Below are 25,018 nucleotides of genomic sequence, written 5' to 3' on the forward strand. Positions count from 1 at the left end.
ACTGACTGGCGGTAGGCGCTGTCCATGAATTATCGACTTCTTTGAAGGACAGCTTTCATGGACGCTTGGTGGCATGAAGTGTGGCAAACCCTGCAGGCCGAATTCGCCGATATCGGCGATGCCAGGCAACTGACCCAGGTCACCGTGCGCCTGCTGATCGCCGCCTTGCTGGGCGGCATCTTGGGCTTTGAACGCGAGAGCAAGGGCAAGGCGGCCGGGATACGCACCCATATGCTGGTGGCCTTGGGCGCCGCGCTGTTTGTGATGGTGCCGCAGATGTCGGGCAATCAGGCGGACGCCATGAGCCGCGTGGTGCAAGGCGTGATCGCAGGGATCGGCTTTCTCGGCGCCGGCACCATCATTAAAGGCAAGGATGATGAAGAGGGGCATGTCAAAGGCCTGACCACCGCCGCCGGCCTTTGGATGACCGCTGCGATTGGGGTCTCGACCGGGTTGGGCCGGGAATCGACAGCGGTCCTGAGTACGTTGTTGGCGTTGGCGGTGTTCCGCGTCATGCCGAAAATCGTCAAGCGCTTCGAGAAGGACTGACGATCACCGGGGGCATGGTTGTCGGCGGCTCTTCCACGGGGGGTGGCAGATTTTCCGGGGGCTCTTTTTCGGGAATCGGTTCCGGTTCAGTGGGCGGCAGGGTCGGGTTGTCGATATTCGGGTCAGGGGTTTCAGCCGGGATCGGGATATTCATCGGTGTGGCCTCCTTTGTGCTTTGCTCTACCGGTGGACAACCGCCTGGGGGATTTGATTCCCCGCTCAATGGCGGCACATCCACCTGAACTTTTGGCCAAGGCTCAGGCTCGGACCTATGACGGCCTTGCTCAGGGAGATCACTGCCGTTTCAGAATTCGGATCAAGCAAAGAGCGTCCACAGGGCGTAAGGGGAAGATGCTCGATGACTGCTGACACTCAGGTTCCAGATAATTGCTCACTGCCGCTGTCCCAGGCGCTGTTGCTGCCCAGGATCGCGATCGAAAGCACCATGCCGGTAATTGATGGCGGTGAATTCGCCGTCAAGGCCGTCGTGGGCCAGCGGGTCAACGTGACCAGCAAGGTATTCGCCGACGGCCACGACAAGCTCGCTGTCCTGATCCGCTGGCGGCCGTTGCAGGACGAAAGCTGGCACAGCGTGGTGATGACCGACGTGGGTAACAATGGCTGGGAGGGCGCGTTTACCGTCACCACCCAAGGCCCTCACGAATACTGCATTGAAGCCTGGATCGATACCTTCGCCAGCTTCTGCTACGAGCTGCGCAAGAAGCACGAAGCCGGCGTGCCGGTCAGCCTGGAGTTGCAGGAAGGCCGCAGCCTGGTGCTGCAGGCCGCCGAACGCAGTGACAACGAACTGCGCGACCGCCTGATGTTGCTGCACCACGAACTCTCCGGCCTGCTGGAAACCGAACAGGTCGCGCTGTTCCTGCACGAAGACAGTGCACACCTGATGACCCAGGCCGATCACCGCGCCTATTTGAGCATCAGCACCGTTTACCCGATCGACGTGGAGCGTGAGGCGGCGCAGTTCGCCAGTTGGTACGAACTGTTTCCGCGCTCGATCACCGACGATCCAGCGCGTCACGGGACCTTCAACGATGTGCACGCACGGCTGCCGATGATCCATGACATGGGGTTCGACGTGCTGTACTTCCCGCCGATCCACCCCATCGGCCGCAGCCACCGCAAGGGCAAGAACAACTCGCTGACCGCCGGCCCCGATGATCCGGGCAGCCCGTACGCCATTGGCAGTGAGGAGGGCGGTCACGAGGCCATTCACCCGCAACTGGGCAGTCGCGACGACTTTCGCCGCCTGGTCCAGGCGGCCGCCGACCACGGGCTGGAAATCGCCCTGGACTTTGCCATCCAGTGCTCCCAGGACCACCCGTGGCTCAAGCAGCATCCGGGCTGGTTCAACTGGCGCCCCGACGGGACGATCAAATACGCTGAAAACCCGCCGAAAAAGTACCAGGACATTGTCAACGTCGACTTCTATGCGGCGGATGCGATTCCGGGTCTCTGGACCGAGTTGCGCGACATCGTGGTGGGCTGGGTGGAAGAGGGCGTGAAGACCTTTCGCGTCGACAACCCCCACACCAAGCCGCTGCCGTTCTGGCAATGGCTGATCAGCGATGTGCGCTCAAAGCACCCCGAGGTGATTTTTCTCGCCGAGGCCTTCACCACGCCGGCGATGATGGCGCGGCTGGGCAAGGTCGGTTATTCCCAGAGCTACACCTATTTCACCTGGCGCAATACCAAGGCCGAGTTGAGCGAGTACTTCACCCAGTTGAACCAGACGCCATGGCGCGAGTGCTACCGGCCGAACTTCTTCGTCAACACCCCGGACATCAACCCAGGCTTCCTGCATGAGTCCGGCCGCGCTGGCTTTCTGATCCGCGCCGCGCTGGCGACCATGGGCTCGGGCCTGTGGGGCATGTATTCGGGCTTTGAACTGTGCGAAGCCGCGCCGGTGCCGGGCAAAGAGGAATACCTGGACTCCGAGAAGTACGAGATCCGTGTCCGCGACTTCACCGCCCCCGGCAACATCATCGCCGAGATCGCCCAGCTCAACCGCATCCGCCGGCAAAACCCGGCGTTGCAGACACACCTGGGGTTGAAGCTCTACACCGCATGGAACGACAACATCCTGTACTTCGGCAAACGCAGTGAGGAGGGCGACAACTTCATCCTGGTCGCCATCAACCTCGACCCGTTCAATGCCCAGGAAGCGCATTTCGAATTGCCGTTGTGGGAGCTGGGCCTGCCCGATGATGCGCAAACCCAAGGTGAGGACCTGATGAACGGCCATCGCTGGACCTGGTATGGCAAGACCCAGTGGACGCGCCTTGAGCCGCAGATGCCGTTCGGGATCTGGCGCATCACCACCTCCTGAGCCTGGTGAAGATCAACATGTGGAAGGGGGCAAGCCCCCTCCCACATTGACCGAGTTCAGTTTGAAAGAATTTGAGTATTCCAGGAGTTTCCAATGGCGAAGAAACCCAAGGCTGCCAGCTTCATCAAGGACCCGCTCTGGTACAAGGACGCGGTGATCTACCAGGTTCACGTCAAGTCCTTCTTCGACTCCAACAATGACGGAATCGGTGACTTTCCCGGGCTGATCGCCAAGCTCGACTACATTGCCGACCTCGGCGTGAACACCATCTGGCTGCTGCCGTTCTACCCCTCGCCACGCCGCGATGACGGCTACGACATCGCCGAGTACCGTGGCGTGCACAGCGACTACGGCACCCTGGCCGACGCCAGGCGCTTTATCGCCGAGGCCCACAAACGTGGGTTGCGGGTGATCACCGAGCTGGTGATCAACCACACGTCCGACCAGCACCCGTGGTTCCAGCGCGCCCGCAAGGCCAAGCCCGGTTCGGCGGCGCGAGATTTTTATGTGTGGTCCGATGACGACCAGAAATACGACGGCACGCGCATCATCTTCCTCGACACCGAGAAGTCCAACTGGACCTGGGACCCGGTCGCCGGCCAGTACTTCTGGCACCGTTTCTACTCCCACCAGCCGGACCTCAACTTCGACAACCCGCAAGTGATGAAGGCCGTGCTGTCGGTGATGCGTTACTGGCTGGACATGGGCATTGACGGCCTGCGCCTGGACGCCATCCCGTACCTGATCGAGCGCGACGGCACCAATAACGAGAACCTTGCCGAAACCCACGATGTGCTCAAGCAGATCCGCGCCGAAATCGACACCCATTACCCGGACCGCATGTTGCTGGCCGAAGCCAACCAGTGGCCCGAAGACACCCAGCTGTACTTTGGTGACAAGAAGGGCGACGACGGCGACGAATGCCACATGGCTTTCCACTTCCCGCTGATGCCGCGCATGTACATGGCGCTGGCCCAGGAAGACCGCTTTCCCATCACCGATATCTTGCGCCAGACCCCGGAAATCCCCGCCAACTGCCAGTGGGCGATCTTCCTGCGCAATCACGATGAACTGACCCTGGAAATGGTCACCGACAAAGAGCGCGACTACCTGTGGAACTACTACGCCGCTGACCGTCGCGCGCGCATCAACCTGGGCATTCGCCGACGCCTGGCACCGCTGCTGGAACGAGATCGCCGCCGCGTGGAACTGCTCAACAGCCTGCTGCTGTCGATGCCCGGCACGCCGACCCTGTATTACGGCGACGAAATCGGCATGGGCGATAACATCTACCTCGGCGACCGCGACGGTGTGCGCACGCCAATGCAGTGGTCCATCGACCGCAACGGCGGCTTCTCCCGCGCCGACCCGGCCAGCCTGGTGCTGCCGCCGATCATGGACCCGCTGTACGGCTACCAGTCGGTCAACGTCGAAACCCAGACCCAAGACCCGCACTCACTGCTCAACTGGAACCGACGCATGTTGGCGGTGCGCAAGCAATCCAAGGCGTTTGGCCGGGGCAGTCTGAAAATGCTCTCGCCGAGCAATCGCAGAATCCTCGCCTACACCCGTGAATACACCGGGGAAGACGGTCGCACGGAAATCATCCTGTGCGTGGCCAACGTGTCCCGCAGTGCCCAGGCCGCCGAACTGGACCTGTCGGCCTTCGCCGGGATGGTGCCGGTGGAGATGCTCGGCGGCAACGCGTTCCCGCCCATCGGCCAGTTGAATTTCCTGCTGACCCTGGCGCCCTATGGCTTCTATTGGTTTGGATTGGCGGCGCAGAACCAGATGCCCAGCTGGCATGTGGAACCGGCTCAAAGCATCCCCGACTTCACCACCCTGGTACTTAAAAAACGCATGGAAGAATTGCTCGAAGACCCTTGCCGCACCACCCTGGAGCAGACTTCCTTGCCTGCCTGGCTGCCCAAGCGGCGCTGGTTCGCGGGCAAGGACACCGCTATCGACAACGTGCACATCGCTTACGGCGTGCGGTTTGGCGACCCTGAGCATCCGGTGTTGCTCAGTGAGATTGACGTTACCAGCGGCGGCCAGGTCAGTCGCTATCAACTGCCGTTCGGTTTCCTGAGCGAAGACCAGTTCACCAGTGCCTTGCCGCAGCAATTGGCCCTGGCCCGTGTGCGGCGTACGCGGCAGGTAGGATTGGTCACGGATGCCTTCAGCCTGGAGCACTTTATCCGCGCCGTGATCCAGGGCCTGCAGGCCGGTACGGTGCTGAGCTCCAGCGAAGGCGACCTGCGCTTTGAAGCCACGCCCCATCTGGCGCCGTTGCAACTGACCGACGAGGCCCAAGTGCGCTATTTGTCGGCCGAGCAGTCCAACAGTTCGGTGGTGGTGGGCGAGTGCCTGGTGCTCAAGCTGATCCGCAAAGTCAGCGCCGGTGTGCACCCGGAGCTGGAAATGAGCGCCTACCTGACCGCCGCCGATTACCCGAACATCTCGCCGCTGCTGGGCTCGATGATTCGCCGCGACGCCGACGGCCAGGACAACCTGCTGATGATCGCCCAGGGTTACCTGAGCAATCAGGGCGACGCCTGGAGCTGGACCCAGAACAACCTGGAACGCGCCATTCGCGACGAACTGGCGCAGGCCATCTCCGAGCAGGACCAGCACTACAACGCCTTGGGCGAATTGGCGGACTTTGCGGGGCTACTCGGCCAGCGCCTGGGGGAAATGCACTTGGTGCTGGGCGCGAAGACCACCAACAAGGACTTCAAACCCGAGGTCACCACCGCCAAGGACACCCAGGCCTGGGCCAAGGACGTCGGCGCGCAGATCGAACGTGCGTTGCAGTTGCTCAAGCTGCATCAAACCCAATTGAACCCTGCGGATCAGGCGTTGGTCAGTGACTTGTTGGCGCAGAAAAAAGCTATCGGCGCCCAGGTCCAGGCGTTGGCGAAAGCCACATTGGGCGGTCTGCGCATTCGGGTCCACGGTGATTTGCACCTGGGCCAGGTGCTGGTGGTGAAGGGCGATGCCTACCTGATCGACTTTGAAGGCGAGCCAGCCAGGCCGCTGCATGAGCGGCGTGGCAAGCACAGCCCGTATAAAGATGTGAGCGGTGTGCTGCGCTCGTTTGATTACGCAGCGGCCATGGCCCTGAATGTGCAAGGGGCGGATCACTCGCCGCAAGCCGATCAGGCCCGCCGGCGTGTGACCGATCGCTACCTGAATGAAGCACGCGAGGCATTTATCCAGGCTTATCAGGCAGCTACGTCTACACTGGCGCATGACTGGCAGGATGCCAAAGGCCAGGACGCCGCGCTGACATTGTTCAGCCTGGAAAAGGCCGCGTACGAAGTGGCTTACGAAGCGGAAAACCGCCCGACCTGGCTACCGGTGCCCCTGCAAGGGCTGCACGGTCTGCTCAGCGGGCTAATACCTCTATCTGACACTGCACGCGGTGGGGAGACGTCATGAATTACACGCATAAAGAACCGCTGCAGCCCAAGTTGACTGCCATGCCGGCGTCCAAGGACGTCGATGCGCTGGTGCGCGCCGAGCACCACGACCCGTTCTCGATCCTCGGGCCGCACGATGACGAGCAGGGCGGGCAATTTATCCGCGCATTCCTGCCCGAAGCCCTGAGCGTCCAGGTGTTGGCGCAAGGCAGCGGCGAGCCCATCGGCAGCCTGGACGCGACCCAGGTGCCGGGCCTGTTTGTCGGGCACTTCATCACACGCCAGCCCTATCTGCTAAAAATCCAATGGGCCGGCGGTGAACAGATCACCGAAGACCCTTACAGTTTCAGCCAATTATTGCTGGGGGAAATGGACCTGTACCTGTTTGCCGAAGGCAACCACCGCGACCTCAGCAGCTGCCTGGGCGCCCAGGTGACCAGCGTCGACGGCGTGCAGGGCGTTCGTTTTGCCGTATGGGCGCCGAATGCGCGGCGGGTGTCGGTGGTGGGCGACTTCAATATCTGGGACGGGCGCCGTCATCCGATGCGCCTGCGCCATCCTTCGGGCGTGTGGGAGTTGTTTATCCCACGTCTGCAACCGGGCGCTGCCTACAAGTACGAGATCCTCGGCGCCAACGGAATCTTGCCGCTCAAAGCCGACCCCATGGCACTGGCCACCCAACTGCCGCCGGACACGGCGTCGAAAGTTGCGCCGCCGTTGCAGGTGGACTGGCAAGACCATGCGTGGATGCAGTCGCGCAGCGAGAAGCAGAAACCCACCGCGCCGCTGTCGATCTACGAGCTGCACGTCGGTTCCTGGCAATGCGAGCTGGACGAAGCCGGCGAAGTCGCCCGCCAATATGGCTGGCGTGAATTGGCGGAACGCCTGGTCCCGTACGTGCAGCAATTGGGTTTCACCCATATCGAATTGATGCCAATCATGGAGCACCCGTTTGGCGGCTCCTGGGGTTATCAGGCCTTGTCGCAGTTCGCCCCGACTGCGCGCTTTGGTTCGCCGGAAGATTTCGCCTATTTCGTCAACGCCCTGCACCAGGCCGATATCGGCGTGATTCTGGACTGGGTACCGGCGCATTTCCCCACCGATACCCACGGCCTCGCCCAGTTCGACGGCACCGCGCTGTATGAATATGCCAACCCGCTGGAAGGCTTCCACCAGGATTGGGACACGCTGATTTACAACCTGGGCCGCACCGAGGTGCACGGCTTTATGCTGGCCTCGGCCCTGCACTGGCTCAAGCATTTCCATATCGACGGCCTGCGTGTGGATGCGGTGGCGTCGATGCTGTACCGCGACTATTCGCGCAAGGCCGGCGAATGGGTGCCCAACCGCCACGGCGGCCGCGAGAACCTGGAAGCCATCGACTTCCTGCGCCACCTTAATGACGTGGTAGCCCTGGAAGCCCCCGGCGCCCTGGTGATCGCCGAGGAATCCACCGCCTGGCCCGGCGTAAGCCAGCCCACCCAACAGGGCGGCCTGGGGTTCAACTACAAATGGAACATGGGCTGGATGCACGACTCGCTGCATTACATCCAGCAAGACCCGGTCTACCGCGCCCATCACCACAACGAGCTGAGCTTCGGCCTGGTGTATGCCTGGTCCGAGCGTTTCATCCTGCCGATTTCCCATGATGAAGTGGTACACGGCAAGCATTCGTTGATCGACAAGATGCCCGGCGACCGCTGGCAGAAGTTTGCCAACCTGCGTGCCTACCTGGCGTTCATGTGGATGCATCCCGGCAAGAAACTGTTGTTCATGGGCTGCGAGTTCGGCCAGTGGCGCGAGTGGAACCACGACCAGCAACTGGACTGGTACCTCTTGCAGTACGCAGAGCACAAAGGCGTGCAGAAGCTGGTCGGTGACTTGAACCGTCTGTACCGCGAAGAGCCAGCCCTGCACGAACAGGACGATGCGCCACAAGGCTTCCAATGGCTGATCGGCGATGACGCGATCAACAGCGTCTACGCCTGGCTGCGCTGGAGCAAGGACGGTAAGCCCGTCCTGGTGGTGGCTAACTTCACCCCGGTGCCCCGCGAGGCCTATGCCGTCGGCGTGCCGTTTGCCGGACGCTGGAGCGAAGTGATCAACAGTGATGCGGACATGTATGCCGGTTCCAATTTCGGCAACGGCGGCGAAGTCTTTACCCAGGATGAGCCGCGTCATGGTCAACCGGTGTCACTGTCGCTGAATTTACCGCCGCTGGGCGTGCTGATTCTGCGGCCTGAAGGGGCTTGACCGCTCTGCTGTGCGGGATTCAGTTGTCCGCGGTGCTGGCAGGGTGCCACAATGGCGCCTTTGTCGCGGCAGTCGAATCAGGCGAATTTCATGAATGGCCTTGGGCGTGAGCAGGACCAGGATTGCTTTATAGAGCAGCAGGTGCGGACCGACCGTCTGCACCAGCTGTTCCGGCAGTCATTTGCCGCCATCTTCGGCAGTTACCTGGCGGCGGTCATGCTCTGCTGGCTGTGTTGGGAACGCTTCGATCGCGATGTCATGCTGGTGTGGCTGGCGGTGCTTTCGGTGTCGTCGCTGCTGCGGGTCAAGATGTTCATGGACTGGTTTCGCTGCCCCAACAGTGAGCGCACGCCGGATCGTTGGGAGCGCCGCTACTGGGTTACGTTGATGCTGTCCGCCGGCGTCTGGGGCATCGGTGCGTTGGCGGTGATGCCGCCGGATGACCGGCTTTCCCAGGCACTGGTCATGTTGTTCACCGTGGGCATGTCGGTCAGCGCGGTGTCGTGTTATTCGGCCTATCGCTACATGACGCTGGTGTCCATCGGCCTGGTGTTGCTGCCTTGCACTGTGTGGCTGCTGTTCCAGCCGTCGTCCATGCAGGTGGGGGTCGCCATCGCGGTGCTGGTGTTCGCCACCTTTGTCGCCAGCGCCACGCGTAAATTGTCCGATGCGCTGGAGAAGGCGTTTCGCCTGACCCGGCAAATGGAACGCGCCCACAGCATTTCCGCGCGCGCCGCACAAACCGACGAACTGACCGGGCTGATGAACCGCCGCGCGTTTTTCGAACATGCCCACCTGCTCTACGCGCAGTGCCGACACAACCAGCAGCCGCTGTGCGCGCTGATGATGGACATGGACCACTTCAAGCACATCAATGACACCTACGGCCACCAGGCCGGCGATCAGGTGTTGCGCCAGATTGGCGGCGTGATCAGTGCCTCATTCCGTAAATCTGATGTGTATGGCCGCCTGGGCGGCGAGGAGTTTGCGGTGTTGCTGCCCAACACCTCGCTGGAAGCCGCGCAGGCCATTGCCGAGCAGTTGGTCGAGTCGATTTCCGGGCTGGCGGTCGAGCCGGTCAAGGGGCTTTCGGCAAGCCTGGGCGTGGCCTCGACCCAAGCCCAGGATGAGGACCTGCATGGCCTGATGAACACCGCCGACAAAGCGCTGTACCGGGCCAAGGCGCTGGGCCGCAATCAGGTGGCCGTGGCGCAGTAGGGTGGCGTTCAGTCCTTGAGCATCGCCTTGACCAGCACCCGCGACACCTGCTCGGCCGAGTAAGGCTTGGGCAGGAATTCGAAGCCTTCGTAGCCGCAGTCTGCCAACTCGTCGCTGTAGCCCGAGGTCAACACCACTGGCAGGTCTGCCCGGCGCTGGCGCAGCAATTTGGCCATGACGACGCCCGTGATACCGGGCATGACCACGTCGGAGAAAATCACATCGAAGGCCATTGCATCCTGGCCGGCCAAGGTCAGGGCTTGCTCGGCATCGGTCGCCCAGGTGGTCTGGTAGCCCAGGTCTTGAAGGATCTGGCTGGCAAAGCGCCCGACTTCCAGGTTGTCCTCCACGATCAGCACCCGGCACTCGGTGGTGTCGTGGGGCGCGGCGAGCGTTTCCTGAGGGCTGGGCGGTTGCGATGCCTGGGCTTCGACCTGGGGCAGGTACAGGGTGAATACGCTGCCTTGGCCGGGCGTGCTGGACACATCGATATTGCCCCCCGACTGCTTGGCAAACCCGAAGACCTGGGACAGGCCCAGGCCAGTGCCCTTGCCGACTGCCTTGGTGGTGAAGAACGGTTCGAAAATCCGCTCCACGGCGTCGGCCTCGATACCCGGCCCGGTATCGGCGATGGCGATGGCGATGTAGGGCTGGCGTGATCCCGCGTCGCCACGGATGCGTGGCAGCGCCTGCCGGCCGGCGACCCGCAGGCTCAGCGTGCCCTGGCCGCCCATGGCGTCCCGTGCATTGAGGGCGATGTTGATCAGGGAGGTTTCGAATTGGCTGGCGTCGATACGTGCGAAACAGGCCAAGGGCGGCAACTCGACCTGCACCTGAATGCGTGCGCCGGTGACGCTTTCGAGCATCTCGCCAATGTTCTGGACCCGCTGGCCCACGTCGAAGACTTCCGGGTTGAGCGGTTGGCGGCGGGCAAAGGCGAGCAACTGGCTGGTCAGCTTGCTGGCGCGCTCCACGGTATCCGACACCGCGCCCATGTAGCGCTGGCGCCGTTCTTCCGACAGGCCTGGCTGCCGCAGAAAATCCACCGACGAGCGAATGATCGTCAGCAGGTTGTTGAAGTCATGGGCGACGCCGCCGGTCAATTGGCCGATGGCTTCGAGTTTCTGGGATTGGCGCAGCGCAGCTTCGGCCTGGGCCAGCGCCTGGGTGCGTTCTTCCACCCGTTGTTCCAGGTAGGTGTTCAACTCTGCATACGCTGCCAGGCCTTCACGCACATCGGCATCAGCGCGCACGCGCTCGATATGCGCCCAGGAACGTTCGGTGACTTCGCGCAGCAAGGCCAGGTCGTAGGGTGACCAGGCCCGTGCGGATTTGTCGTGGACGGCCATCAAGGCAGTCAGGCGGCCGTTCTTGATCAGCGGCATGCAGATGGTGGCGGTTACCCCCAGCGCCTGGAAGGCGGCAGATTCTTCCGGCGGCAGCTCGCGCAGGTTGTCGTAGATCACCAGGGGCTCGCCGCCCCGCAGGCAGTTGACGGCCTTCTCGCCGAACCCCGCCAGGCTGTAGCGGCCGATGATGCTCGGCGAGCCGGGCGCGGCCCAATTGTCGCGGATGGTAAAGCCGTCTTCATCGGCGTCCATGTCGGCGTAGGCGCAATTGCTCACTTGCAGGTGTTCGGCGAGCAACTGTGTGGTGTGGGTCAGGATGGCTTGGGCATCAGTCGCATTGACCACCGCATGGCCGATGGCATCCAGCACCGCCAGGCGCCGGGCGAGGAATACCGTGGGCGTGGTTTCGGTCACGGTGTCGAGCAGGCCGACCACGCGGCCCTGGGAGTCGCGGATCGGGCTGTAGCAGAAGGTGAAATACGCCTGTTCCCGAGCCTGGCCGCGTTCAATTACCAACGGGAAATTTTCAATATAAGTCGCGTGCCCCTGGAACGCCGCGTCGGCGATGGGGCTGATGTCGGACCACGCCTCGCGCCAGATGTCACTGAACGGGCGGCCCAAGGCATAGGGCTTATTGCCCAGGATCGGAACAAATGCGTCGTTGTAGATCGTGATGAGATGCGGGCCCCAGACAATGGCCTGGGGAAAGCTCGACGCGAAACACAGCGCAACGGTGGTTTTCAAAACGTCCGGCCATTGCTCCAAGGGACCGAGCGGCGTGTTGGCCCAATCATGCTGACGTACCCGTTCAGCCATGTCGCTGCTGCTTTGCAGCCAATTCATCATTGGGGAAACACCTTGTAATCCAGAGTCTTCAGCGCGCCTTTCAGTGTGTGGCGCAAAGCTACAGACCCGCTAGGACGCTGCCAGTTCAGCATAATTATCCAATAGATGGCAATTTGATGCTCTATTCATTTGAGTAGAGTTGAGCCGCTGTGGTTGGGCAATTGCCCACCCCTTATTGCGTGCCGAACAAACCGGTCCAGTAGATGCCCGCATCACTCTTCGGGTCCATGGCGTAGGCCGCGCCCAGTTCGCGAAATTGCGGGTTCATCAGGTTGGCACAATGGCCGGGGCTGGCGAGCCAGCCGTCGACCACCTTGCGCGGGGTATCGAGGCCGGCGGCGATGTTTTCGCCGATGTTCTTCGCGATGTACCCGGCCAGTTCGGCGCGATCGCCCGGCGTGCGGCCGTCGTGGTCCAGATGGTCGAAGAAATTGCCGTTGGCCATGTTACGTGTGTGGCTGTTGGCGGCGCTGGCGAGGGTGTCATTCCACGACAGCGGGGTGGTCGCGGTAAACGCCTGGGTGCCGCATTGGCGCGGCTGAGTACGGGCGGCGTTGATCAGGTCGAGCAGTTTGCGGCCTTCGGTCTGCCAATCCCCCAGGCCGCTGGACAGCAAGGGGCGGGCCAGCACGATGCGCCAGTCCTGGCCGCTGTTGCTCACGCCGATGTCGATAAATTGCGGGTCCAGGACCACCCGGCAGAAACTCTCGCGCACCGCCTTCATGGCAGCCTGGGCATCCTTGGGACCGGACAGGCTGATGGCCTGCACATTCACCATCGGGTACGCGGCCCGGGCCAGCGCCTGCTGCAGGTCGCCGACGTTAGTGGCCGGCAGCACCAGCCGGGTGTCGCTGGCCAGCGGTGGCAGTTCCTGGGAACCCTGGTCGCCGCAGCGCTGGACCTGGCTGCGGTACTCGTTGATCTGTTGCACCAGCTGACTTTCTTCATTCGCCATCGCGCTGGCGCAGAACACCGAACTGGCGGCCAGCGTCGTAAGACCCATCATCAATGACAGAACGCGCATGGACGTTACCCTTGAGCTTGAAAGCGCCCATGATGCGCGATGTAACCCGGTCTGGCGCAACGCCTTTTTTGTTTTTTTGCCTCAACGGAGGTTATGAAGGCCATTCACGGCGCGGTTGCGGCCCCATGCCATCACGGCGGCAAGAAGGATCAGCCCGGACGCTGCGCCGAAGGTAGCGTGCAGGCCATTTGCCACGGACTGCGCGGTGGCGTGGGTCACATCCGGGGTTGCCCACGCGAACACCGCGCCGAGTGCCGAAGCACCGACAATCAGGCCGAGGTTGCGCGACAGGTTCAACAGGCCCGAGACAGTACCGCGCCGCGTCGCCTCGACATCGCGCATCACCGCGGTGGTGTTCGCCGCCTGGAACAGGCTGTAGCCCGCAGTCAACACAATCAGCGCGCCCAGGTAGGTGAGCAACCCTGAAGCCACCGTCAGCCACAGCGCGCCGCACAGCAGAATGCCGAGCCCGCCGCGGGTCATGCGTTGGCTGCCCAGGCGGTCGGTCAGGCGGCCCGCCGGTATGCCGGTGACAGCCGCGACGCACGGCCCGACGGCCATGGTCAGGCCCATCCAGGCCGGGTCAAGCCCCAAGCCACGAGACAGGTAAAACGGCCCGACGACGAAAGTGGCCATGATGACCGCCGCCACCAGCGCACTCATCGCCAGGCCTGTGCGCAATGGCGGATCCTTTAATAGCGCCCGGAACCGGTGGCCGCTGGAGGCTGGCGCAGGGTGTCGATCCACCGGCAGAAAGCGCCAGGCAAGGGCAGCCGCCAGCAGTCCGAGCGGTGCGCCCACCAGAAACAATGCCCGCCAGCCCGACAGGCTTAGCAGCACTCCGCCGACGCTGGGGCCCATGGCGGTGCCCACGGCCGACATCGTGCCGAGCAAACCCATCACCCGGCCGGTGCGTTCCTTGGTCACGGTATCGCCGACCATGCCCAGGGCCATGGCCATGATGACCGCCGCGCCAAGCCCTTGCAGGATGCGTGCAGCAATCAGCATGTCGAGAGTGGCCGCCGCGCCGCACAGCCCGCAGGCCAGACTGAACAGCAGCAAGCCGCCGAGCAGCAGCCGACGCCGTCCCAGGCGATCACCCAGGCGGCCGGCGCTGACAATCACCGCCGTGATCGCCAGCAGATACGCCAGCACCACCCACTGCACGGCGTGAAACGACGCGTCGAACGCCTGCGCCAGGCTGGGCAGGCCGACATTGGCGATGCTGGTGCCCAGTGACGCCAGCAGCATGGACAGCGACAGGCTGACGAGGCTGCCGCGTGGGGAAGGGGACATGGGCAATTCCTTGAGTGAAAGCAACTGTCACAACTCTACGGCGTCGCCTAATATGGCGGAAGACGCATGGTATGCAGCAAATACCTGCACCCAACGCCTGATGAGGAGCGCTGATGCCTGATCTGAATCTGCTGGTCACCCTGGATGTGCTGCTCGCCGAAGGCAGCGTTGCCGGCGCGGCCAAGCGCCTGGGGTTGAGCCCTTCGGCCATGAGTCGCGCCTTGGCACGCCTGCGTGAAACCACTGGCGACCCGCTGCTGGTGCGCGCCGGTCGCGGCCTGGTGCCCACGCCCCGCGCTGTGGCGTTGCGCGAACAGGTCAGCCGCCTGGTGCAGGACGCCCAGACGGTGCTGCGTCCCGCGCAGGCTGTGGACATGGCCGTGGTGGCGCGCACGTTCACCTTGCGCACCAGCGAAGAATTCGTCGAAAGCTTTGGTCCGGCGCTCCTGGCGCGTATCGCCCGAGAGGCCCCCGGCGTGCGCCTGCGTTTCGTCAACAAGACCGACAAAGACAGCACGCTGCTGCGCGACGGTAGCGTCGATCTGGAAACCGGCGTGGTCGATCCCACCGCGAGCCCCGAGGTGCTGACCCAGGCGCTGTTCCGCGACCGCCTGGTTGGCGTGGTGCGCAGCGGTCATCCCTTGAGCCAGGGCGACATCAGCGCTGCGCGGTTTGCCGAGGGCGAGCACGTCTACGTCTCGCGGCGCGGGCAGGCGCGGGGGCAGATCGACGATGCGCTTGAAACCCTGGGCTTTACGCGGCAGATCACCAGCATCGTCGCCGGGTTCTCCACCGCCATTGCCCTGGCGCGTGACACTGACCTGATCGCCAGCGTGCCGCAGCGCTACGTCGCCAACCGTCGCGACGTGTTCTGTTTTGCCCTGCCGCTGAGGTTGCCGACCTTTACCGTGGCGATGCTCTGGCACCCACGGCTGGACGCCGACCTGGCCCACCGCTGGCTGCGCGGGTGTGTACGCGAGGTGTGCGGGCAATAAACCGTGCGCAACAGGTACAATCGCCACTGCCTAGACGCGAAACCCCAGGAATTTGCATGTTCAGCCTTACCCGTTACACCTCGCCATGCCCCGAGCCTATCAATGGCCAGATCCTGCAGATGGTGGTGGACAACCTCACCGATATCAGCAGCATTGCGCTGCCGCCGAGCAACCTGCTGTACAACATCTACCAGTACGCGATTGGCTTTGAGGTGCACCTGTACCTGGAGGCGCTGAATGGCGAGAAGGGCATTGCCGTCGAACTGATCGTCGCCACCGATGCCCAGGACGCGCAGAAGGTCATCGGCTTTTTACTGTGCCTGCCGGTGAAGGATGATCCCGACGCCTGTGGTGTTGCCTTTATGGCGGTGCAAGCTGGCATGCGCCGCCAGGGTGTGGCGCGGGGCATGATGCAGGACGTGCTGACACGTTATCCCCATGCCGAGCTGGGGTGTGCGGTGGAAAAGGTGCCGGTGTTCGAGGCCCTGGGCTTGCAGGTGCGCGGCGCACGCGGCACCCAGGTGCTGATGAACACGCGGGACTACGGCACCGATGGCTTGATGGGCGTGCTGGATGTGGCCGCGATCTACAACTCCCTGGAAGTGCGGCAGATCCACACGTATTTGCTGCAAAAACACGGCAAGCGCGCGATGGTCGACGCGGAGAAGCAGCGGGATCGGCATCTGGATCAATTGACGCGCAAAGCCCGGTTGTTCGTGCAAGCGCGTGACTGAAACCCCATCAGCCCCTGGCGATCAGAAGCGATCCAGCCGATACAGCCCAGGCGCCGGTAAACCTGTTTGCTCGGGCGTTTGCGACACCCGTTGACCGACCATCTGCGCTGTCACCGCCGCCTGGGTCAAACCCAGATGCTGGTGCCCGAACGCGAGCAGCACTTTGCCGTCGCACACCCGGTCAATGACCGGCAGTGAATCCGGCAGTGACGGTCGAAACCCCATCCATGGCGTGGCGTCCTGTGCATTCAGCTCATCGCGGAACAATCCCTTGCTCAACCGATGCAGTTGCCAGGCGCGTTGCATGTTGGCCGGGCGTTCGAGGCCGGCGAACTCTACGGTGCCGGCCAGGCGCAGGCCGCCTGCCATCGGCGTCATGATGAATTTGCGTTCCAGCGAGGTCACGGCGAACGGCAGGCGTTGCTGCTCGTGAGGCAGCATCAGGTGATAACCACGCTCGGTGTCCAATGGGACTTTTTTGCCGGTCAGCGCGGTGGTGAGCGCGGCTGAATGGGCACCGCAGGCAATCAGGACCTGGCCCGCGCAGAAGGCGCCTTGATCGGTGACCAGCTCGACGCCATCGTCGACAACCCGCGCATCCAGCACCTGGCGCTTGAGGAACTGCACCCCGCTGGCCCTGGCGGCATCCACCAATTCACAAAGAACCTCGTACGGGTCGAGAAAGTGCCCGGTACCCGGAAAAAACAACCCGCCCTGGACCTGCTCGCTCAATTGCGGGGCAGCCTTGCGGATGGCCTCCGCCGACCAGAACGCCACCGGCACGTTTTGCTGCTGCATGCGCCGGTGCAGGCGATCGAGCGCCTCACGCGATTGCGCCCGCTCATACACCAGCAGCGAGCCATCCTCGCGCAACAGCCCAGGCCGATCGATGCTGGCCAGCAAACGCTGCCAGGCGCCGAGGCTGCGCTCATTCAACGCACGAATGCCGGCCACGGTTCTCTGATAAGGGGCGGGTCGCAGGTTCAGCAACAGCCGGGCAAACCAGGGCAGGGCGCGAGGCAGGTATTTCCAGTCCAGGCGCAGCGGCCCCATGGGATCCATCAGCATCGCAGGCAAGCGCTTGAGGATCGACAGATCGGCGATGGGGAACACCTGTTCGGTCGCCAGGTGCCCGGCGTTGCCATAAGACGCACCCATGCCAGGTTCCTGGCCGTCGAGCACCACCACGCGCCGCCCTTGGCGCGCCAGTTGCAGGGCACAGGTGACGCCGATAATGCCGGCGCCGACCACCACGAAATCTTCAGCCATGGCTTATGCCTCTCTCTGGCCATCGAGTAGGCCGCCGTGCACAGCCCTGCGGCGCGCAAACATCAGGCGACGTTCTGTTCTGCCGACCAATTGGCGTACCACTGGCGGAACAGCGCGTACTGATTTTCCGCGTAGCGGCGCTGGGCGTCACTGAGCACGTCGGTTTCGTTGAAGTGCAGGGCGTAGCCCTTGTCGCCGTTGAGCACCATCAGGTGCTTGTAATACAGCACCAGGTCGCAGCCTTCATCGAAGGATGACAGCACCGCCAACGCGGCCTCCAGCTCACGGGCCAGGCGCCGCGCCTTGGCATCGCCCTTGGCCGCCTGCGTGCTCAGGGCCACCAGCTGCAGCACTTCCCGTGGCAAGGCATTGCCGATACCGGTGATGGCGCCCGTGGCGTTGCAGTTGACGAAACCGTGCACCACTTGGGTGTCGACGCCGACCATCAACGTCACGCTGTCGTCCTGGGACGTGATGTGTTCGGCGGCGTAGCGCAGGTCGGCGCCGCCGCCGAATTCCTTGAAGCCGATCAGGTTCGGGTGCTCGCGACGCAGTTCAAAAAACAGCTCGGCGCGGGTGGCGAAGCCGTAGTACGGGCTGTTGTAGATCACTGCCGGCAGGTCCGGCGCGGCCTTGAGAATCGCCGAGAAGTGAGCCTTTTGCGCAGTGGCAGACGCGCCACGGGACAGTACGCGGGGAATCACCATCAAGCCATGGGCGCCGACCTTGGCCGCATGGGCCGCATGGGCCACCGCTTCACGGCTGTTCACCGCGCCAGTGCCGACAATGGTCGGCACGCCGGCCGCCACCAGGCGCGCCACGCCTTCCTGGCGTTCGGCCTCGCTGAGCAGCGGCCAGTCGCCCATGGAACCGCAGTACACCACCGCGCTCATGCCGGCCCCGATCAACTCGCGGCCTTTGGCGACCAGTGCGTCGAAGTCCGGCGTGCGCGCGGCCGTGCACGGGGTCATCAGCGCCGGGATGCAACCGGTGAAAATGTTGTCGCTCATGGTGCTCACTCCGTTCAGTCAAATAGAGGGGGCTCCGATGCCCCAGGCGAAAGGGTCCTGCTCGTCGATCAGCAACGTGCTGTCGGCGGTCATGTAGGCGCGGCCGGTGATGAAAGGGATGACACGTTCGCCGTCCCATTCATAACGGCCTTCGAATTGGCTGCCGGTGATGCTGGCCTGTACCCAGGTTGCCCCGGCGGCGAGCTTGCCGTCGGCGGCCAGGCACGCCAGTTTGGCGCTGGTGCCGGTGCCGCACGGGGAGCGGTCGTAGGCCTTGCCGGGGCACATCACGAAGTTGCGGCTGTCGGCGTGGGCGTCGTCGGCAAACAGTTCGATATGGTCGATCAGCGCGCCGTCTGCACCGCCGATGCGCTGGTCCTCCAAGGCCTTGAGCATTGCCCAGGTGTAATCGGTGAGCGCGTCGACGTTGTGCATCTCCAGCGCCATGCCGTGCTCGGACACCAGGAAGAACCAGTTGCCGCCCCAGGCGATATCGCCGTGCACCACGCCATGCCCTGGCACCGCCACTGCCACGTGCTGGCGATAGCGATAGGCGGGCACGTTGCGCAGGGTCACGGCGCCGTCGTCGTGCAAGGTGGCGGTTACCGGGCCCACCGGCGTGTCGATGCGGTGCACGCCCGGCTGGATACGCCCCAGGTGGTGCAAAGACGCGACCAGCCCGAGCGTGCCGTGGCCACACATGCCCAGGTAACCGGCGTTGTTGAAGAAGATCACCCCGCAGGTAGCCCCTGGCGTGACCGGTTCGCAGTACAGCGCACCGACCAGCACATCGTTGCCACGGGGTTCCAGCAGGCAAGCGCGGCGCCATGGGTCGTGTTCGCTGCGCAGGTTGTGCAACTGGTCGGCAATGCTCGCACCCTTGAGCGCGGGGAAACCGGCCATCACCAGGCGCGTCGGTTCGCCGCCGGTGTGGGAGTCGATCACATGCAGTCGCTTCATAGCGTTGCCTTCTGGTGGGTGATTGGATCGGCAGGCAGTGGCGTTATCGTGAACGCGCAGGCGGCGCGGCGATTGATGTTTTTTGCCGACATCGATGACGAATTCAGCACAGTTTTCCTCCCTCGACAGCACTCGGGGCATCGGGCAATCTGCTATGCGTCGAGGGATCAGCAGGGGAAATACCGTCATGGTGCACAGCGCGTTTGCGACCCTTTGCCAAGGCGGCGGTGCGAATCGCCCCCATGACATCGAGCAGTTGGTGGCCGGCGTAGCGCAGTTGCTGCCGATGCTGGATGTGATCCCCAATGCGGCCCTCTTCATCAAGGACCTGGACGCCCGTTACGTGCTTGCCAACCGCACGTTGGTGCAGCGCTGCGGCCTCAAGCATCTGCAACCGTTGCTGGGCAAGACCAGCGCCGAAGTCTTCCCGGCACCACTGGGGCCGGGCTACACCGAGCAGGATCGGCGTGTGCTGGAGCAGGGGTTTGTGCTTGAGGACCAACTCGAACTGCACCTCTACGGCAGCCGCGAACCCGGTTGGTGCCTGACCCACAAATGGCCGTTGTACAACCATGAAGACCGCATCATCGGCCTGGCCGGCATCTCAGTGGACCTGCAATCGGCCAGCCAGACCCACCCGGCCTACCAGCGCCTGGCCGCTGTGGACGAGCACATCCGCATGCACTTCAATCGCCGCGTCAGCCTCAGCGAACTGACACGCATCGCGGGAATCTCCGTGGCGCAGCTGGAGCGCTACTGCAAGCGCGTGTTCCACCTCACTCCCCGACAGATGATCCAAAAGGTACGGCTGGAACACGCCCATCGCCTCTTGCACGGCAACCTGCCGATCACCGAAGTGGCCTTGCAGTGTGGTTATACCGATCACAGTGCGTTTACCCGGCAGTTCAAGGCTTCGACCGGGTTTACGCCACGCCAGTATCGTCAAGCCACGGAGGGAATGGCGTAACGACGGCCAATGCAATGCAACGAATGGGCTGCGTCCCCCTCATATGTCTACGAGTAACGTTTTACGACGACAGGTACCGAGCTTATGACCGCGGCTGAAAACAACCATGTGAACTGGCTGGTAGAACAATCGATGCTGCATGCCGCCCGCCAGCGCGCCAAGCTCTATTCCGGGCAAGGCCGGTTGTGGCAACAGCCCTTTGCACAGACACGACCGCGCGATGCCACGGCCCTTTCGTCGGTGTGGTTCACCGCGTACCCCGTGTCGATCGTGACCCGCGAGGGCGGTACGGTGCTGGAGGCGCTGGGGGATGAAACCCTGTGGCATACCTTGTCGAAGATCGGCATCCAGGGCATTCATAACGGCCCGCTGAAAAAGTCCGGTGGCCTGAGCGGCACGCGGCACACGCCGACCATCGATGGCAACTTCGACCGCATCAGCTTCGAGATCGACCCGCAGCTGGGCACCGAGGCCCAGTTGCAGGCGTTGACGCGCATGGCAGCGGCGCACAACGCAGTGATCATTGACGATGTGATCCCGTCCCACACCGGCAAGGGTGCGGATTTCCGCCTGGCCGAGATGGCCTACGAGGATTACCCCGGCCTCTATCACATGGTGGAAATCCGTGAGGAAGACTGGCCGTTGCTGCCCGACGTGGCCGAGGGCCGTGATGCCCAGAACCTCAGCCCCTTGCAGGTGGACGCCCTGCGCGACAAGCACTACATCGTCGGTCAGTTGCAGCGGGTGATCTTCTTTGAACCTGGCGTCAAGGAAACCGACTGGAGCACCACCGCCGAAGTCATCGGCGTGGATGGCAAGCCGCGCCGTTGGGTGTACTTGCACTACTTCAAGGAAGGCCAGCCGTCGCTCAACTGGCTGGACCCGACCTTCGCCGCTCAGCAAATGATCATTGGCGACGCCCTGCACGCCATCGACGTGATGGGTGCCAAGATCCTGCGCCTGGACGCCAACGGCTTCCTCGGTGTGGAGCGCAAGCTCGATGGTACGGCCTGGTCCGAAAGCCATCCGCTGTCAATCACCGGCAACCAACTGCTCGGCGGGGCGATTCGCAAGGCGGGCGGGTTCAGCTTTCAGGAACTGAACCTCACCGTCGACGATATTGCTTCCATGTCCCACGGCGGCGCCGACCTCTCCTATGACTTCATCACCCGGCCTGCGTACCAGCATGCGCTGCTGATGGGCGATGCCGAGTTTCTGCGCCTGATGCTGCGCGAGATGCACCGCCAGGGCATCGACCCCGGCTCGCTGATCCATGCCTTGCAAAATCACGACGAGTTGACGCTGGAACTGGTGCACTTCTGGACCCTGCATGCCCACGACAGCTTCCTCTACCAGGGCCAGACCTTTCCCGGCAATATCCTGCGCGAGCACATCCGTGAACAGATGTACGAGCGCCTGACGGGCGAGCATGCGCCGTATAACCTCAAGTTCGTCACCAATGGCGTGTCCTGCACCACGGCCAGCATCATCACGGCGGCGCTGGGTATCCGTGACCTGGAGGCGATCACGCCGGCGGATATCCAACAGATCCGCCAGATCCATTTGCTGCTGGTGATGTACAACGCCATGCAACCTGGGGTATTTGCCTTGTCCGGCTGGGACCTGGTGGGGGCGCTGCCGTTGGCGGCTGACGACGTTGCGCACTTGATGCAGGACGGCGACACCCGCTGGATTCATCGTGGGGCTTACGATCTGGTGGACCTGAACCCCGATGCCGAACTCTCCGCCGGCCAGATGCCACGCTCGAAAAGCCTGTATGGCAGCCTGAACAGCCAACTGCTGGACCCCGACTCATTTGCCTCGCAACTGCAAAAAATCCTGGCCGTGCGCCGCGCCTACGACATCGCCGCCAGCCGCCAGATCCTGGTGCCGGACGTGGAAAACCCCGCGCTGCTGATCATGGTTCACGACTTGCCGGCCGGGAAGGGCACGCAAATCACTGCGCTGAACTTCGGCCCTGCGCCGATCACGGAAACCCTGCACCTGCCGGATATCGCCGCGGGGATGGTGGTGGACATCATCAATGAACGGGTTGAGGGCGACCTGACGGCGGAGGGTGAATTCACCATTACCCTGGATGCCTATGAAGGGCTGGCACTGCGGGTCGTGAGCAGCTCACCGATATAACGGTGGCCAGATCCAAAGCCACAGCGTGCTACAAACCCAGTTCAGACAACCCCGGATGGTCATCCGGGCGTCGGCCCTGCGGCCAGTGGAACAGGCGTTCGCTTTGCTGGATCGGTCTGTCGTTGATGCAGGCAAAACGGTTGGCCATCAGGCCGTTTTCGTCGAATTCCCAATTTTCATTGCCATAGGAGCGGAACCAGTTGCCGGAGTCGTCATGCCATTCATAGGCGTAGCGTACGGCGATGCGGTTGTCGGTGAAGGCCCACAGTTCCTTGATCAGGCGGTAATCCAGTTCCCTGGCCCATTTGCGGGTGAGAAAGTCCTTGGCCTGTTCACGGTTATGGACGAATTCGGCGCGATTACGCCACTGCGTGTCCAGGGTGTAGGCCAGGGACACCCGTTGTGGGTCGCGGGAGTTCCAGCCGTCTTCGGCCAGGCGGACTTTTTCGATGGCCGATTCGCGGGTAAACGGCGGCAGCGGCGGGCGTGTTTCTGGGGTGGATGACATTTCAGCGCTCCTGTTTCAGACAAAGTTGCTCGGCCGGTGGATTCAAAGCCCCAATAACGTTCGCGCCATGCCTTGCGCATTATCAGCAGCGGTTGAATCGCCCATCACCAGGGCAACGGTAATGGCGCCATCGATCAGGATCAGCAGTTGTGCGGCCTGCCGTTCGGGGTCGGGGGTGCCATGGGCTTGGCACAGTTCAAGCGCGTACTCGAACAGTTTCTGTTTATGCGCTTTGGCCAGCTGGCGCACGGGGTTGTGCGGGTCGCCGGTTTCGCCGCTGGTGTTAATGAAGGCGCAGCCGCGAAAATCCGCCGAGCCAAACCAGGTTCTGAGTGCGTCGAACAGCGCGAGCAGGCGTTCGCCGCTGCCGTCGATGCGTTCCACTTCGCCCCGCAGCCAGTGCATCCAGCGCTCGTCGCGGCGTTGCAGGGCGGCAATGACCAACTCGTCCTTATTGGCGAAGTAGCGGTAAATACTCTTGCGCGAGACACCGGCGGTTTTCACTAGAAAGTCCATGCCGGTGGCGGCGATGCCGTGGCGATAGATCAGTTTCTCGGTGACGTCGAGGATAATGTCGCGGGTTTCATTGCCAGTCATGTCGTTCATGTGAGAGACAGTAGAACGATCGTTCTTCATGGTCAATTAACTTTTTCCATGTCAGGCAACGAGACCTGAGCAACCCCATGGTGTAAGCTCGGGGCCTCTTCGGATTCGACCCATTGCGAGCCCTATGCCGTCGTTCTTCAAACGCTCCCTGTTGCCCAAGCTGCGTGGTTTCCCTCTCACTCCCGACGCGCTCGACGTGCTGTCCGGTGCCGATGCGTATCGCCGCTGCCTGCTGGAAAAAATCTCCCAGGCCACTCGGCGTATCTACATCGTGGCGCTGTACCTGCAACAGGACGAAGCGGGGCAGGAGATCTACGATGCCCTGCACGCCGCCAAGGTTGCACGGCCGGAATTGGACATCGTGGTGGTGGTCGACTGGCTGCGTGCCCAGCGCGGGTTGATCGGCGCGGGCAAACAGCCGGGCAACAGCGCCTGGTACCAGGCCATGACACACAGCCATGCCAGTGAAGTGCCGGTGTACGGCGTACCGGTGCAAACCCGCGAGCTGTTTGGCGTGCTGCACCTCAAGGGTTTTGTGATCGATGACAGCGTGCTGTACAGCGGTGCCAGCCTGAACAACGTGTACCTGCACAAGTTCGACAAGTACCGGTTTGACCGTTACCACCTGATTCACAGCAAACCCCTGGCCGATTCGATGCAGCACCTGGTGGAACACGGCCTGGTCGCCTCCAAGGCGGTGCACCGCCTCGACCTGCCGAACCCGCCCACCACCCGCAGCCTGCGCAACGATATCGGCGACCTGCGCAGCCGCCTCAAGCACGCGGTGTACGACACCACGGCCGGGCAGTTGCCCAATGGCCACCTGTCGGTCAGCCCGTTGCTCGGCGTCGGCAAGAACAACCCGCTGAGCCGGGTGATTCTGGAGCTGATCGCCAGCGCCCAGCAGCAACTGACCATCTGCACGCCGTATTTCAACCTGCCGCTGCCGGTGACCCGCGAGATCAACCGTGCCCTGGCGCGTGGCGTGAAGATCGACATCATCGTCGGCGACAAGACCGCCAACGACTTCTATATCCCGCCCAGCGAACCGTTCAAGGTCATCGCGGCGCTGCCTTACCTGTATGAAATCAGCCTGCGCCGCTTTGCCAAGCGCCATCAGCCGATGATCGACAGCGGGCAACTGAACCTGCATCTATGGCGCGACGGCGACAACACCTACCACCTCAAGGGCATGTGGGTCGACGAACGCTATACCTTGCTCACCGGCAACAACCTCAACCCTAGGGCGTTCCGGCTCGACCTGGAAAACGCCTTGTTGATCGACGACCCCAGGGCCGAGTGGCTGGAGCCGCGTCGTACCGAGCTGGCACAGATTTTCCAGCACACCACGCGGATCGAGCGTTACCAGCAATTGCAAACCCTGGTGGACTACCCGGAAGCCGTCGGCAAGTTCCTGCGCCGGGTCAGCCGGGTGCGGATCGAGCGGTTGCTGTACCGGATCCTGTAATCCGGCGCAACGTAATACGTGGGGCGGCCGGACTCGGCTTACAGTCAGC

19 protein-coding genes are annotated in these 25,018 nt (G+C 62.9%); 10 read left to right on the plus strand and 9 right to left on the minus strand.

Annotation, left to right across the window (positions count from 1 at the left end; genetic code table 11):
• Nucleotides 1–57: 57 nt before the first annotated feature.
• Complete coding sequence (locus tag EJD88_RS21670; protein ID WP_112195102.1) at nucleotides 58–549, plus strand: MgtC/SapB family protein; 492 nt, start codon at nucleotides 58–60, stop codon at nucleotides 547–549.
• Here EJD88_RS21670 and EJD88_RS27040 read toward each other — a convergent pair.
• Nucleotides 527–703 carry a hypothetical protein gene (locus EJD88_RS27040; RefSeq protein WP_178075366.1) on the minus strand — a complete coding sequence of 59 codons (177 nt, stop codon included), beginning with the start codon at nucleotides 701–703 and terminating at the stop codon, nucleotides 527–529. The two genes, EJD88_RS21670 and EJD88_RS27040, sit on opposite strands and share 23 nt — an antisense overlap.
• Before the next feature lie 204 nt (nucleotides 704–907).
• On the opposite strand from EJD88_RS27040, the gene EJD88_RS21675 reads away from it, so the two are divergent.
• From EJD88_RS21675 to EJD88_RS21690, 4 genes are all read left to right on the plus strand, one after another.
• On the plus strand, nucleotides 908–2,896 hold the full coding sequence (locus tag EJD88_RS21675; RefSeq protein ID WP_112195104.1) for an alpha-1,4-glucan--maltose-1-phosphate maltosyltransferase: 1,989 nt from the start codon (nucleotides 908–910) through the stop codon (nucleotides 2,894–2,896).
• 93 nt (nucleotides 2,897–2,989) lie between these two features.
• Nucleotides 2,990–6,337 (plus strand): maltose alpha-D-glucosyltransferase, encoded by a 3,348-nt coding sequence (gene treS, locus EJD88_RS21680; protein ID WP_158879000.1) that lies wholly within the window; start codon nucleotides 2,990–2,992, stop codon nucleotides 6,335–6,337.
• Entirely contained in the window at nucleotides 6,334–8,571 is a 2,238-nt protein-coding gene (gene glgB / locus EJD88_RS21685; RefSeq protein WP_158879001.1) for a 1,4-alpha-glucan branching protein GlgB, read from the plus strand. Before treS (EJD88_RS21680) ends, glgB begins: the two co-directional genes overlap by 4 nt.
• 51 nt (nucleotides 8,572–8,622) lie before the next feature.
• Nucleotides 8,623–9,789 (plus strand): diguanylate cyclase, encoded by a 1,167-nt coding sequence (locus EJD88_RS21690; protein WP_099585170.1) that lies wholly within the window; start codon nucleotides 8,623–8,625, stop codon nucleotides 9,787–9,789.
• Between the two features lie 8 nt (nucleotides 9,790–9,797).
• On the opposite strand, the gene EJD88_RS21695 is transcribed toward EJD88_RS21690, so the two are convergent.
• The 3 genes from EJD88_RS21695 to EJD88_RS21705 form a co-directional block, all read right to left on the minus strand.
• Nucleotides 9,798–11,984 (minus strand): GAF domain-containing protein, encoded by a 2,187-nt coding sequence (locus EJD88_RS21695; protein WP_158879002.1) that lies wholly within the window; start codon nucleotides 11,982–11,984, stop codon nucleotides 9,798–9,800.
• 172 nt (nucleotides 11,985–12,156) lie between these two features.
• Nucleotides 12,157–13,008 (minus strand): CAP domain-containing protein, encoded by an 852-nt coding sequence (locus EJD88_RS21700; protein WP_112195110.1) that lies wholly within the window; start codon nucleotides 13,006–13,008, stop codon nucleotides 12,157–12,159.
• Between the two features lie 81 nt (nucleotides 13,009–13,089).
• Entirely contained in the window at nucleotides 13,090–14,304 is a 1,215-nt protein-coding gene (locus EJD88_RS21705; RefSeq protein ID WP_158879003.1) for an MFS transporter, read from the minus strand.
• 113 nt (nucleotides 14,305–14,417) lie between these two features.
• Here EJD88_RS21705 and EJD88_RS21710 point away from each other — a divergent pair, with 113 nt between their 5' ends.
• Nucleotides 14,418–15,299, plus strand: coding sequence for a LysR family transcriptional regulator (locus tag EJD88_RS21710; protein WP_158879004.1), 882 nt, complete (start codon nucleotides 14,418–14,420; stop codon nucleotides 15,297–15,299).
• Nucleotides 15,300–15,355: 56 nt separating this feature from the next.
• On the plus strand, nucleotides 15,356–16,033 hold the full coding sequence (locus EJD88_RS21715) for a GNAT family N-acetyltransferase (RefSeq protein ID WP_112195116.1): 678 nt from the start codon (nucleotides 15,356–15,358) through the stop codon (nucleotides 16,031–16,033).
• 21 nt (nucleotides 16,034–16,054) lie between these two features.
• Here the strand turns inward: EJD88_RS21715 and EJD88_RS21720 are convergent, their stop codons facing one another.
• The 3 genes from EJD88_RS21720 to EJD88_RS21730 all read right to left on the minus strand — a co-directional run bounded on the left by EJD88_RS21720 (nucleotide 16,055) and on the right by EJD88_RS21730 (nucleotide 19,272).
• Nucleotides 16,055–17,302, minus strand: coding sequence for an FAD-binding oxidoreductase (locus tag EJD88_RS21720; RefSeq protein ID WP_158879005.1), 1,248 nt, complete (start codon nucleotides 17,300–17,302; stop codon nucleotides 16,055–16,057).
• Between the two features lie 62 nt (nucleotides 17,303–17,364).
• Nucleotides 17,365–18,312 carry a dihydrodipicolinate synthase family protein gene (locus tag EJD88_RS21725; protein WP_099585163.1) on the minus strand — a complete coding sequence of 316 codons (948 nt, stop codon included), beginning with the start codon at nucleotides 18,310–18,312 and terminating at the stop codon, nucleotides 17,365–17,367.
• A gap of 18 nt (nucleotides 18,313–18,330) precedes the next feature.
• Nucleotides 18,331–19,272 (minus strand): 4-hydroxyproline epimerase, encoded by a 942-nt coding sequence (locus tag EJD88_RS21730; RefSeq protein ID WP_158879006.1) that lies wholly within the window; start codon nucleotides 19,270–19,272, stop codon nucleotides 18,331–18,333.
• Nucleotides 19,273–19,459: 187 nt separating this feature from the next.
• Here EJD88_RS21730 and EJD88_RS21735 point away from each other — a divergent pair, with 187 nt between their 5' ends.
• Complete coding sequence (locus tag EJD88_RS21735) at nucleotides 19,460–20,239, plus strand: AraC family transcriptional regulator (protein WP_158879007.1); 780 nt, start codon at nucleotides 19,460–19,462, stop codon at nucleotides 20,237–20,239.
• An 84-nt stretch (nucleotides 20,240–20,323) separates the two neighbouring features.
• Nucleotides 20,324–22,387: a maltose alpha-D-glucosyltransferase gene (gene treS / locus EJD88_RS21740; RefSeq protein ID WP_158879008.1), complete on the plus strand. Its 2,064-nt coding sequence runs from the start codon at nucleotides 20,324–20,326 to the stop codon at nucleotides 22,385–22,387.
• A gap of 28 nt (nucleotides 22,388–22,415) precedes the next feature.
• On the opposite strand, the gene EJD88_RS21745 is transcribed toward treS (EJD88_RS21740), so the two are convergent.
• Nucleotides 22,416–22,895: a nuclear transport factor 2 family protein gene (locus EJD88_RS21745; protein WP_158879009.1), complete on the minus strand. Its 480-nt coding sequence runs from the start codon at nucleotides 22,893–22,895 to the stop codon at nucleotides 22,416–22,418.
• Nucleotides 22,896–22,937: 42 nt separating this feature from the next.
• Nucleotides 22,938–23,501: a TetR/AcrR family transcriptional regulator gene (locus EJD88_RS21750; protein ID WP_158879010.1), complete on the minus strand. Its 564-nt coding sequence runs from the start codon at nucleotides 23,499–23,501 to the stop codon at nucleotides 22,938–22,940.
• A gap of 124 nt (nucleotides 23,502–23,625) precedes the next feature.
• On the opposite strand from EJD88_RS21750, the gene pssA reads away from it, so the two are divergent.
• Complete coding sequence (gene pssA, locus EJD88_RS21755; RefSeq protein ID WP_099585157.1) at nucleotides 23,626–24,969, plus strand: CDP-diacylglycerol--serine O-phosphatidyltransferase; 1,344 nt, start codon at nucleotides 23,626–23,628, stop codon at nucleotides 24,967–24,969.
• The last annotated feature ends 49 nt before the right edge of the window (nucleotides 24,970–25,018 follow it).

Origin of the sequence: Pseudomonas sp. PB105 (assembly GCF_009764655.1) — a bacterium.
GTDB lineage: Bacteria > Pseudomonadota > Gammaproteobacteria > Pseudomonadales > Pseudomonadaceae > Aquipseudomonas > Aquipseudomonas cyclaminis.

Coding starts and splice junctions, on each gene's coding strand:
- glgB (WP_158879001.1), top strand. CDS start 6,334: ATGAATTACACGCATAAAGAACCGCTGCAGCCCAAGTTGACTGCCATG.
- pssA (WP_099585157.1), top strand. CDS start 23,626: ATGCCGTCGTTCTTCAAACGCTCCCTGTTGCCCAAGCTGCGTGGTTTC.
- EJD88_RS21670 (WP_112195102.1), top strand. CDS start 58: ATGGACGCTTGGTGGCATGAAGTGTGGCAAACCCTGCAGGCCGAATTC.
- EJD88_RS21730 (WP_158879006.1), bottom strand. CDS start 19,272: ATGAAGCGACTGCATGTGATCGACTCCCACACCGGCGGCGAACCGACG.
- EJD88_RS21705 (WP_158879003.1), bottom strand. CDS start 14,304: ATGTCCCCTTCCCCACGCGGCAGCCTCGTCAGCCTGTCGCTGTCCATG.
- EJD88_RS27040 (WP_178075366.1), bottom strand. CDS start 703: ATGAATATCCCGATCCCGGCTGAAACCCCTGACCCGAATATCGACAAC.
- EJD88_RS21695 (WP_158879002.1), bottom strand. CDS start 11,984: ATGATGAATTGGCTGCAAAGCAGCAGCGACATGGCTGAACGGGTACGT.
- EJD88_RS21720 (WP_158879005.1), bottom strand. CDS start 17,302: ATGGCTGAAGATTTCGTGGTGGTCGGCGCCGGCATTATCGGCGTCACC.
- treS (WP_158879000.1), top strand. CDS start 2,990: ATGGCGAAGAAACCCAAGGCTGCCAGCTTCATCAAGGACCCGCTCTGG.
- EJD88_RS21690 (WP_099585170.1), top strand. CDS start 8,623: ATGGCGCCTTTGTCGCGGCAGTCGAATCAGGCGAATTTCATGAATGGC.
- EJD88_RS21675 (WP_112195104.1), top strand. CDS start 908: ATGACTGCTGACACTCAGGTTCCAGATAATTGCTCACTGCCGCTGTCC.
- EJD88_RS21710 (WP_158879004.1), top strand. CDS start 14,418: ATGCCTGATCTGAATCTGCTGGTCACCCTGGATGTGCTGCTCGCCGAA.
- EJD88_RS21700 (WP_112195110.1), bottom strand. CDS start 13,008: ATGCGCGTTCTGTCATTGATGATGGGTCTTACGACGCTGGCCGCCAGT.
- EJD88_RS21750 (WP_158879010.1), bottom strand. CDS start 23,501: ATGAACGACATGACTGGCAATGAAACCCGCGACATTATCCTCGACGTC.
- EJD88_RS21735 (WP_158879007.1), top strand. CDS start 19,460: ATGGTGCACAGCGCGTTTGCGACCCTTTGCCAAGGCGGCGGTGCGAAT.
- EJD88_RS21715 (WP_112195116.1), top strand. CDS start 15,356: ATGTTCAGCCTTACCCGTTACACCTCGCCATGCCCCGAGCCTATCAAT.
- EJD88_RS21725 (WP_099585163.1), bottom strand. CDS start 18,312: ATGAGCGACAACATTTTCACCGGTTGCATCCCGGCGCTGATGACCCCG.
- treS (WP_158879008.1), top strand. CDS start 20,324: ATGACCGCGGCTGAAAACAACCATGTGAACTGGCTGGTAGAACAATCG.
- EJD88_RS21745 (WP_158879009.1), bottom strand. CDS start 22,895: ATGTCATCCACCCCAGAAACACGCCCGCCGCTGCCGCCGTTTACCCGC.